This is a genomic window from Bacillus sp. ISL-75 (genome assembly GCF_018613095.1).
This window is the reverse complement of the sequence record NZ_JAGGQX010000081.1, coordinates 43,536-53,235: the sequence shown is the minus strand read 5'-3', so window position 1 is coordinate 53,235 and position 9,700 is coordinate 43,536. Positions and strand designations below refer to the sequence as shown.

Genomic DNA, 9,700 nt, shown 5'->3' with positions numbered 1-9,700 from the left:
AAATCAGTTTCTTACTCTACATTAAAATCTTACTTTACTTCTACCCAGCCATTTTTAATCGCAACAACCACTGCTTGGGTACGGTCGTTGACATTCATTTTTTGTAAAATGTTTGAGACATGGTTTTTGACTGTTTTTTCACTGATGAATAAAGCTTCGCCGATACCACGGTTGCTTTTTCCATCGGCAAGCATTTGGAGTACTTCGCACTCACGGCGTGTCAATAAATGCAATGGACGGCGAATTTCCATTGTTGGCATATAGCCTCCGCCGCCACGGGCCACACCCGCAGCAAGCTTGCGATATTCGTTCACCAAATTATGGGTGACCTTTGGATGTAGATAGGAACCGCCATCCGCCACAACACGCACTGCTTCAATTAGGGCATCGGCATCCATTTCTTTTAATAGATAACCTTGCGCACCCGTCTGTAAAGCATGGGTCACATAGTTTTCATCATCATGTATGGATAAGATAATAATCTTCGTTTTCGGATATTTTTCAACCAACTCACGAGTTGCTTCGATCCCGTTCTTTTGGGGCATGTTAATATCCATGATGACAACATCGGGTTGGAATTCTTCTACTAATCTTAGTGCTTCACAGCCATCATCGCCTTCAGCAACAACTTGGAACGATTTTTCAAACTCTAGTATTCTCTTAACGCCTTCTCTAAATAGTTGATGATCGTCTATAATGACAATTTTTGTAATCAATTGTTACGCCCCCCTAATCCTTCTAATTTCGAAATTTTTCTCCATTGGCGGTAGGTTCATTAGTTCTTTAGTTAATTAGTGGAACTCGAATAAGTACTGCGGTTCCCTTGCCCATTTTTGAATCAAAGGTAATTTCGCCTTCAAGCAAATCGACACGCTCGCGCATCCCTATCATGCCAAATGACTCAGGTTTCTTTTGCGTGATATCAAAACCGACCCCGTTGTCCTTGATCAAGACGGTAACTGAGGCATTGGTTATTTCTAAACGGACTTTGATTTCACAGGCATTTGCATGCTTCAGTGCATTTTGCACCGATTCCTGGATCATCCGGAAGAGTGCGACTTCATACTTAGTAGGAAGCCGGCGCTCTAGGCCTATATTCACAAACTCGATTTTTGAGTGGTTATGATATTCTTCGATGGTTTGTAAGTATTTTCTGAGGGTAGGGACAAGACCTAAATCATCCAATGCCATCGGACGAAGGTCATAAATAATGCGCCGGACCTCATAAAGTGCCGATCGGACCATTTTTTTAAAGCTATTGACCTCAGAAAAAGCCTCATCCGCGCCCTTTTCCCTATAAACACGTTCGATTAAGTCGGAGCGCATGATGACATTGGCAAGCATTTGGGCGGGACCATCGTGAATCTCCCTTGAAAGCCGCTTGCGTTCCTCTTCCTGTGCTTCAATTATCTTTAAGCCAAAATCTTGTTTGGCTTTCGCATGTTCTAGGACTTTACCAACCTGTTTTAAATCACTCGTCAAGTAATTCATCACGACGGAAATTTGCGAAATAAGCTGGTCAGCACGATCAATCGTTTCATCTAAACCGACCAGACGATTTTCCAGATCTGCCCGTTTATCCAAAAGCTGCTTTTTGTACTGCCAATTAATCGAAAGATCCATTTGCAGTTGATGGGCCTTTTCGTAGGCATCTCGGACTTCTTCTTCAGAGTAATTTTTAAAATTCATACTGACTTCTGAGAGCATACTCCGCGCCTCGAGGACTTGTTTCTCGAGCTTCTCGCCTTCTTTTATGAGTTTGCTCATCATTTTCTTGATATTGTCTAATTCATTGATCATATTTTCGTAATCTTGACGGCATTGCTCGCCTATCTGGAAGATGTCGGTTTTGCTGCAAGTAACAGTTTCAATCATTTCTTCGCGAATTTCATCAATCGATTTCATATTAATCTGCTTAAGCTTCATACACATTCCTCCGATAAGAAAAGCAATAAACGCCTGGACGCTAAGCTAAACAATAATCTAATTTCAGTGAATGATATTTTATTATCTTTGGATTTCAAAATTCATCATACTACCTTTTAACATATTTTACCTTTAATTTTATCAATATGCGAATATGAACTTACGTTGTACCCTTGATTCCAGTAAAAAAGTAGTATAATGGTAGTATCTCTTTTTGTCTATAAAAATAGGTTTTCACTACCTTTATCTTTTTTATTATAACACGGAAACTTTACTGCCATATTAAAGTTATATTACACCCTGATGAAATTAAGGAAGGAGTGCGCAATATGTTGCCTCGTTACCATACAGTAAAACAAACTGGTGAACATGAAATTATTATTCAAAAATCAAGATTTATTGCCCACATCAAAAGAACTGAATCCGAAGCGGAAGCCCAGGAATTCATTCAAACATTGAAGAAAAAATTTTGGGATGCCACACATAACTGTTCTGCCTATCTGATTGGCGAGCACGATCAAATTCAGAAAGCCAATGATGACGGCGAACCAAGTGGTACAGCCGGCGTTCCAATCCTTGAAGTTTTGAAAAAAAGAAAGCTGAAGGATACAGTGGTGGTCGTTACCCGCTATTTTGGCGGGATTAAATTAGGCGCAGGCGGTTTAATTCGTGCCTATGGTAAAGCCACGTCGGAAGGCCTGGATGCAGTTGGGATTGTCGAAAGAAGGCTAATGCGGGTCTGCCATGTAAAAATTGATTATTCTTGGCTTGGCAAGATTGAAAATGAATTGCGATCATCCATCTATATCCTTAAAGATATCCAGTACCAGGAGAATGTCGAAATTGAGGTATTTGTCGAAGAAGAGAACCAACCGGCTTTCACAGAATGGATGATTGAAATGACAAATGGACAAGCCGATATTACTGCTGGAGAAGTTACCTATCTTGAGTCAGATAACTAGGAAATTTCTTTCCTCCCTGCCTATTGAGAATAGTAATAATCTTGTAAAAAAAATTTCATTTTACCAATCTCAATAAATATTATAAAATAGAGTAGATTTTCAACAAAACTTGACAATTTTCTATTTAAACTACTAGGAGGCAATCTATGTCTATCAATAGACAGGTGTATAAAAATAATAACAAGGGTAAGGTAAAGAGAAGACTAAGACGAAAACGAATCTTGCTATGGATCGTAATGCCCATTCTACTATTAATAATAGGTGCAACAGCTTACGGCGGATTTTTGTATAATAAGGCTGAATCAGTGATGAATAAATCCTACAAGCCAATTGAACGTGATACCAAAGCGAAGGCCAATGTAAAACTTGAAAATACATCGATACTATTTATTGGTGTCGATGATAGTGAAAAGAGAAAATCGAATGGCAGATCTCGTTCAGATGCCTTGATGCTGGCTACTTTTAATAAGAAAGAAAAATCTATTAAGCTATTGAGTATCCCGCGTGATTCATATGTTCACATCCCTGAGAAGGATATTTATACAAAAATTACTCATGCCCATGCTTATGGCGGCGTGAAACTTACGCTTGAAACAGTCGAAGAATTGCTTGATGTACCAGTCGATTATTATGTAAAAATGAATTTTAACGCTTTTATTGACGTTATTAATGCGCTAGATGGTGTGAAAGTAGACGTTCCATTCACATTTTCTGAACAAGATTCCCAGGACCATGCGAAAGCGATCACCTTGAAAAAAGGCGTACAAGAATTAGATGGTGAACAAGCGCTTGCGTTTGCACGAACAAGGAAAATGGATAGTGATATACAAAGAGGACAGCGCCAGCAGCAGATTTTTAAAGCCATCCTCTCAAAAGGATCATCTATAAAGTCTATTTCTAATTACACAGATGTGATGGAAGCTGTTGGAAAGAATATGTCAACAGACTTAACGTTTGACCAAATGAAATCGTTTATTAGCTATATCCAGGCTGGTAGTGGAATCGATGTTGAATCACTATCACTAAAAGGGTCCGATTCATATATTGATCATGTTTACTATTATCAACTTGATGAAACGGCCTTAGAGGAAACAAAATCAACACTTAAGACACACCTCAATAGAAAAATTACGGCCAGTACAACGGACGGTAAATAAGAACAGACCCGGATCAGATGAGATCCGGGTTTTTATTTGCATAAATATTAATTAAAAGAAAATAATAAAAGGGTAGATCACAAAGACTTACTCTGTTGTGATCTACCCTTTTATTATAGTAAATATTCTATTAGATTTATTTGTTTCTCAAAATCCCCATGATTCGGAGGAGCGGCCGGTAATTTTTATTAATTAAACCAATCGTTTCAACAAATAATTCAATTGCCAGTAATATTAGAGTAATAATTAAAATTGAGCCCCATACTGTTGTAATGGTAAAAATAAAGGCAGCAAGACCAAACATCGCACTCATAGCATAAATTAACAGAACCGTTTCTCGATGAGTAAAACCTAGTTCTAGTAAACAATGGTGTAAATGAGATTTATCTGGTGCGGATAATGATTTCTTATTGTAAATACGACGGATGATTGCAAAAAAAGTATCTGAAATCGGAACACCTAAAATAATGATTGGAACAACAAACGAGATTAAGGCAACATTTTTAAAACCGAGCAAAGCTAGAACTGAGATCATGTAGCCAAGGAAGAGTGCCCCAGAATCTCCCATAAAAATTTTTGCCGGATGAAAATTATATAGTAGAAAGCCTAACGTACTCGCAAGCAGGATTGTCCCCATGGCAACTACATAACCATTTCCCATCACAATCGCCATCCCGGAAATAGTGATAAAGGCGATTGAGGAAACACCAGCTGCCAAACCATCAAGTCCATCGATTAAATTAATTGCATTGGTAACGCCAACAATCCAGATGACTGTAATTGGAATACTAAAGATACCAAATTCTAAGGTCCCATTAAACGGTAAGTTAATAAATTCAACTTCCACCCCGCCCCACATCACAACGATCAGGGCAGAAACAATTTGTAAGGTAAATTTTATTTTGGCCGATAATTCAAAGATATCATCTAAAATACCGGTAACTAGTATGATTAAACCACCAGCAACAATAGCTGCATGGTAGGGACTGCTTGGGTGCAGGATTAAAAGACCGAAGAGAAAACTGATATAAATCGCCAGTCCGCCTAAACGCGGCATAATCTTAACATGTACCTTACGCTGATTAGGACTGTCCGTTGCTCCTAATCTAAAAGCCAATTTTTTTACGATTGGAGTGATTAATACGGAGCATAAAAAACATAATATTAAGGTCAGATATAACATGAAGACCCTCCCTATGAATATAATGCCCCATTAATAAATTTTAGAAACAGGCACATATTTCTAAGTACACAACGAACATATTATAGCACATATTTTTTACTTTGGTATATTTTGTTGAATTGTCGGAAAATTTCTTCTTAATAAGCTACCGTTACTAGGATTTATTAGTCACGATCCCACACCATGTAAGACGATTGGTTACTCCAAAAAGTTACATTTATTTTAGAATAATCGCTTATTTGGTGAACTTTAATTGGAAGATTTCCAGTAAAAACCGGGGGATGGCTAACATTCTCCTCCACCTCGACGGCTGCGAAATCAAGCGATAGAACCATTCGAGGTTCATTTTTTGCCAGAAACGAGGGGCACGCTGGACCTCTCCAGCGAGGACATCGATGCTGCCGCCAACTCCCATACATACCCCTTTGGAAAATCGTTCCAAATTCCTCGCGATCCATTGTTCTTGTTTAGGGAATCCTAATGCCACGAAAATCAAATCGGGGCTTGAGGCTTTAATCTCAGCAGTGATCGGATTGTTTTCCCAATCAAAAAACCCATGATGACTGCCCACTATTTGAACATGCGGAAATTGACTGTTGATATTAGCCACAGCTTTTTGATTGGTCTCTTCGCGCCCGCCCAATAGATAAATTTTCAACTTATTCTCGTTCCCAAGTTCCAGTAGACGGATCATTAAATCATAACCTGCGACCCTCTCCTTAATCGGGGTATTTAATATTTTTGACGCTAGAATAATCCCATAACCATCAGGAACCACCATGTCGGCTGATTGAATGATTTTTTTATAGTCGGGATGTTCATGAGCGTACATGACAATTTCCGGGTTGGCTGTGACAATGAAAGCTTTGCGATTACTTTTTATCACTTCATTAAGAATGTTAACTACTTCATTAAATTGTTTATTGATAAAATCAATACCTAATATATCGACGGTGTTGTTCTGCATGGTTTATATCCTTTTGTATTTTTTCATATTTAAAAAAAAAAGCTCAAAAAAATGGATCTAGCCAATTATTTTTGAGCCTCTTTTTATTATCTAGCTGTATTTAATACTAATCTGCTCTGCTTTTCTAAGGCTGTTTCTCTAAACTTTCGCTGTTCCTCTTTAGACATGGCCTTAAATTCTTTGAGAAACGCTTCATATTGCGGAACCACTTCCGCAGTCGTCCCATATGCTTTGATTTGACCAAATTCTAACCATAAAGCTTTTTGGCAAAAATCTTTAATCTGGCCAATCGCATGGCTTACAAAAAAGATGGTTTTGCCTTTCTCTTTAAAGCTGTACATTTTTTTCTTTGATTTTTCTGCAAATGCTTGGTCCCCAACGGAGAGCGCCTCGTCGATAATTAATATATCGGGATCCACTGTCACGGAGATGGCAAAACCAAGCTTTGATTTCATACCACTTGAATAGGTTTTTACAGGCTGATCAATAAACCTTCCTAGTTCGGAGAAATCAATAATTTCGGGTTCGAGCTCCCGGATTTCTTTTTTACTAAAACCGAGCATTAAACATTTCAGTTCAATATTTTCTCGACCCGTTAAATTATTGTTTAACCCAGAGGCAATCGCAATTAAAGATGTTTGTCCAATCGTTTCGACCTTTCCATTTGTAGGTGGAACTACGCCTGCAATAATGTTGGATAGAGTCGATTTTCCGGAGCCATTTACACCAATTAAACCAATCACATCGCCTTGTTCAGCGGTGAAACTTATATTTTGCAACGCGTAGAAATCATCACCATAGCCATTGGGCAAAATGATATCAAGAAGCTTATCAGATGTTCTATTATACAATTTGTATTTCTTTGATACATTATCAATAATAACTGTTTTAGTCATTTTATCCACTTCCACTTTACAAGTAGTCTACAAATCGGTTTCGAAATTTCAAGTGCAGTGCAGAGCCTATAAATAACAACACGAAAACAAGTCCCCAAAAGTAGGCGGTATATTTAATGTGTTCAATTAGATACCAGCTATGCCCTAACAGAGCAGCGCGATAACCTTCAGCAATATAGTATAATGGATTAAACTTCATTACGCTTTGAACGATATGTGGAAGTCTTTCAGGCGTCCATAATAATGGTGTCAGATAAAGCAGCATTCTGACAACCGCTTGGACAATCATTTGTACATCCCGTACAATCGTCGCTAAGGTAGAGGTAATTAATGAAATAGCTACCAGTAGAATAATGGTGGCAAACATATAATAAGGTAACGACAAATAATATATCGATATAGGATAGCCTGTAAATTGAAAGATAACCACAATTACTCCAACTAACATGAGATGCTGATAAAATTTCGATATAATGACATAGGTTGGAATAACACTCATCGGAAAGCTCATTTTTGCGATTAAGGCGATCCTCGTATAGATCGACTTTGATGCGTCCAATATTGCTGGATTAACAAAGAACCAAACTAAAATACCCGCCAGCATCCAATAGAAATACGGAATCCCCTCTACTGCACGTCCACCACGGATACCATATCCGAATACAAAATAATAGATACCTATTTGAATCATGGGATTGATTAATTCCCATAATATCCCTAAATAATGACTGTTATTTGCACTTTTTAATTCAAAAAGGGATAATCTTCTGATGAGATAAAAACTGCTAATCTGTTCCCTTATGACCTTAAACATTGACATCGTGTTGATCCTTCCTAAACGATTTAATTGGGGATATAAGATAAGACCTTTTCATAAAATGAATCATTCCCCCTCAAAGACCATAACATTTTACCATAAAAAAAGGATAAATTCTAACTCAATTACGACATATGTAGTTAGTTTGAGTTCTTATCCCTTTGATACGAGTCGCTTTGTGATTCTTTAAAAATGTAATCTACGAGCTTCTGGCTGGATATCCCGTTTGAATATTTATTCCAAATGTCAGAAAAACTGGTAACCTTCTGATAATCAAATAAGTTATCTTTAATAATCGTAATGATTTCATCCGTATGTTTCGTGATCGGACCTGGAACGGTCTCTTCAAAATCCTCCCACAATCCTCTTTCCACTTTGTATTGTTCAATATCATAAGTAAAAAAGATCATGGGTTTATTTAATAATGAAAACTCATATGGTATGGAAGAATAATCTGTAATCAGCAAGTCAGTGATAAGTAACAGTTCATTAGCATCATAACGTGAGGATGAATAATCATAAACAAAATTAGAATATAATTCATTGTTTTCTAAAGAACTTTTTATCGCAGGATGGAAACGGAGCAATAAAACATATTCATCACTGAGCTCCTGATACATTTTTTCTAAATCCAATTTTAATTCAAATTGATCTAATTGATGATCCCTGTATGTTGGGGCATACAAGATCACCTTTTTGGATGCTAATTCAGGATTCTCATCTAATAATTTAGAAATAATTGCTTTATGTTTGTTCTCATCAAAAAAAAAGTCAGTTCTCGGTATTCCTGTTCGAAGAATGTTTTGATCCTTTAGGGCAAATACCTGTTTAAAAATATCAGCCATTTTGTCTGACCCAACAACAACCTTATGAAATTTTTTGTAAACTCGTAGAAATCGCTTATGAGCCCTTTTACTACGATTGACATTGGACTCATCCTCCAGTCCAAACTTTTTAATCGCACCTGCTGCGTGCCAAAGCTGGATACATTCCACACCCGTTTTAAAATTAGTTGAAGCCAAAACCCCAAAATAGTTATCAATAATAATTTTTTTGGAAGTAGCAAGGTGATAGATGGAACGCAATAGATCGATAAACGATGTTTCAAATGGAATGACAGGAAGAGCAGGATATTTCTTAAAAAGTGAAAGAGAAGAACCCTTACATAAAAAGACAATTTCTTGTTGGATATTCTGGTGAAGGATTTCCTCGTACACATATTTGGCATTATCCCCAAAGGAAACCAGAAAAGTGACCTTATTTTTTAATGGAAATGTCTTACAAATCATAAAAAAACACTTAAATATAAACAAATAAATGGATATGACAATTTCTCTAATCATTTTTCACATAATTTAAATCGGATTTAATTTTGGAGGTTGAGATACCGGTAGTTCTTGGCAAATAAACCACTTCACAATACCTTCTTAGAAAATCAAAATGACCTTTCCAATCATCACCCATTACAAAGACATCAATATTATGGTCAATTACGTCCTGGATCTTTTGTTCCCAGCAGGATTCCGGAATGACGTGGTCAACATAGCGAATTGACTCCAAAATTAATTGTCGGTCCTGATAACTATAGTAGGCTTTTTTATTTTTTTCGATATTAAATTCATCTGTTGATAGACCAACGATTAGAAAATCTCCTAATTCCTTAGATTTTCTTAATATATTGATATGACCAACATGGAGCAAATCAAAAGTCCCGTACGTTAATACCTTTTTCATTCTTTTCAACTCCTCACCGAGTTTTCATTGCAGCGTTCACCACCTGAAAACTCTTGCA

Annotated in this window: 10 protein-coding genes; 2 read left to right on the top strand and 8 right to left on the bottom strand. The window is 37.1% G+C overall.

What is annotated here, in order from left to right:
- Positions 1 to 29: 29 nt before the first annotated feature.
- On the bottom strand, positions 30 to 713 hold the full coding sequence (locus tag J7E63_RS27605) for a response regulator (RefSeq protein ID WP_179196042.1): 684 nt from the start codon (positions 711 to 713) through the stop codon (positions 30 to 32).
- Between the two features lie 70 nt (positions 714 to 783).
- On the bottom strand, positions 784 to 1,926 hold the full coding sequence (locus J7E63_RS27600) for a sensor histidine kinase (protein WP_215018357.1): 1,143 nt from the start codon (positions 1,924 to 1,926) through the stop codon (positions 784 to 786).
- Positions 1,927 to 2,255: 329 nt separating this feature from the next.
- Here J7E63_RS27600 and J7E63_RS27595 point away from each other — a divergent pair, with 329 nt between their 5' ends.
- Positions 2,256 to 2,888: a YigZ family protein gene (locus J7E63_RS27595; RefSeq protein WP_215018355.1), complete on the top strand. Its 633-nt coding sequence runs from the start codon at positions 2,256 to 2,258 to the stop codon at positions 2,886 to 2,888.
- A 146-nt stretch (positions 2,889 to 3,034) separates the two neighbouring features.
- Positions 3,035 to 4,045 carry an LCP family protein gene (locus tag J7E63_RS27590; protein ID WP_215018353.1) on the top strand — a complete coding sequence of 337 codons (1,011 nt, stop codon included), beginning with the start codon at positions 3,035 to 3,037 and terminating at the stop codon, positions 4,043 to 4,045.
- Between the two features lie 136 nt (positions 4,046 to 4,181).
- Here J7E63_RS27590 and J7E63_RS27585 read toward each other — a convergent pair whose 3' ends face one another.
- From J7E63_RS27585 to tagD, 6 genes are all read right to left on the bottom strand, one after another.
- A complete protein-coding gene (locus J7E63_RS27585; RefSeq protein WP_215018351.1) occupies positions 4,182 to 5,228 on the bottom strand; it encodes a glycosyltransferase family 4 protein in 1,047 nt (348 codons plus the stop codon).
- 235 nt (positions 5,229 to 5,463) lie between these two features.
- A complete protein-coding gene (locus tag J7E63_RS27580) occupies positions 5,464 to 6,195 on the bottom strand; it encodes a WecB/TagA/CpsF family glycosyltransferase (RefSeq protein WP_215018349.1) in 732 nt (243 codons plus the stop codon).
- A gap of 86 nt (positions 6,196 to 6,281) precedes the next feature.
- Positions 6,282 to 7,091 carry a teichoic acids export ABC transporter ATP-binding subunit TagH gene (gene tagH, locus J7E63_RS27575; protein ID WP_088089635.1) on the bottom strand — a complete coding sequence of 270 codons (810 nt, stop codon included), beginning with the start codon at positions 7,089 to 7,091 and terminating at the stop codon, positions 6,282 to 6,284.
- Between the two features lie 16 nt (positions 7,092 to 7,107).
- A complete protein-coding gene (locus J7E63_RS27570; RefSeq protein ID WP_251033810.1) occupies positions 7,108 to 7,911 on the bottom strand; it encodes an ABC transporter permease in 804 nt (267 codons plus the stop codon).
- A gap of 137 nt (positions 7,912 to 8,048) precedes the next feature.
- Positions 8,049 to 9,197 (bottom strand): CDP-glycerol glycerophosphotransferase family protein, encoded by a 1,149-nt coding sequence (locus tag J7E63_RS27565; protein ID WP_308162033.1) that lies wholly within the window; start codon positions 9,195 to 9,197, stop codon positions 8,049 to 8,051.
- A gap of 46 nt (positions 9,198 to 9,243) precedes the next feature.
- Entirely contained in the window at positions 9,244 to 9,642 is a 399-nt protein-coding gene (tagD, locus tag J7E63_RS27560; RefSeq protein ID WP_215018345.1) for a glycerol-3-phosphate cytidylyltransferase, read from the bottom strand.
- Positions 9,643 to 9,700: the final 58 nt, after the last annotated feature.

What these genes read in the sequence shown, in the direction of transcription:
- J7E63_RS27595 (WP_215018355.1), top strand. Translation starts at nt 2,256, where the DNA reads ATGTTGCCTCGTTACCATACAGTAAAACAAACTGGTGAACATGAAATT.
- J7E63_RS27585 (WP_215018351.1), bottom strand. Translation starts at nt 5,228, where the DNA reads ATGTTATATCTGACCTTAATATTATGTTTTTTATGCTCCGTATTAATC.
- J7E63_RS27570 (WP_251033810.1), bottom strand. Translation starts at nt 7,911, where the DNA reads ATGTCAATGTTTAAGGTCATAAGGGAACAGATTAGCAGTTTTTATCTC.
- tagH (WP_088089635.1), bottom strand. Translation starts at nt 7,091, where the DNA reads ATGACTAAAACAGTTATTATTGATAATGTATCAAAGAAATACAAATTG.
- J7E63_RS27590 (WP_215018353.1), top strand. Translation starts at nt 3,035, where the DNA reads ATGTCTATCAATAGACAGGTGTATAAAAATAATAACAAGGGTAAGGTA.
- tagD (WP_215018345.1), bottom strand. Translation starts at nt 9,642, where the DNA reads ATGAAAAAGGTATTAACGTACGGGACTTTTGATTTGCTCCATGTTGGT.
- J7E63_RS27565 (WP_308162033.1), bottom strand. Translation starts at nt 9,197, where the DNA reads ATGATTTGTAAGACATTTCCATTAAAAAATAAGGTCACTTTTCTGGTT.
- J7E63_RS27580 (WP_215018349.1), bottom strand. Translation starts at nt 6,195, where the DNA reads ATGCAGAACAACACCGTCGATATATTAGGTATTGATTTTATCAATAAA.
- J7E63_RS27600 (WP_215018357.1), bottom strand. Translation starts at nt 1,926, where the DNA reads ATGAAGCTTAAGCAGATTAATATGAAATCGATTGATGAAATTCGCGAA.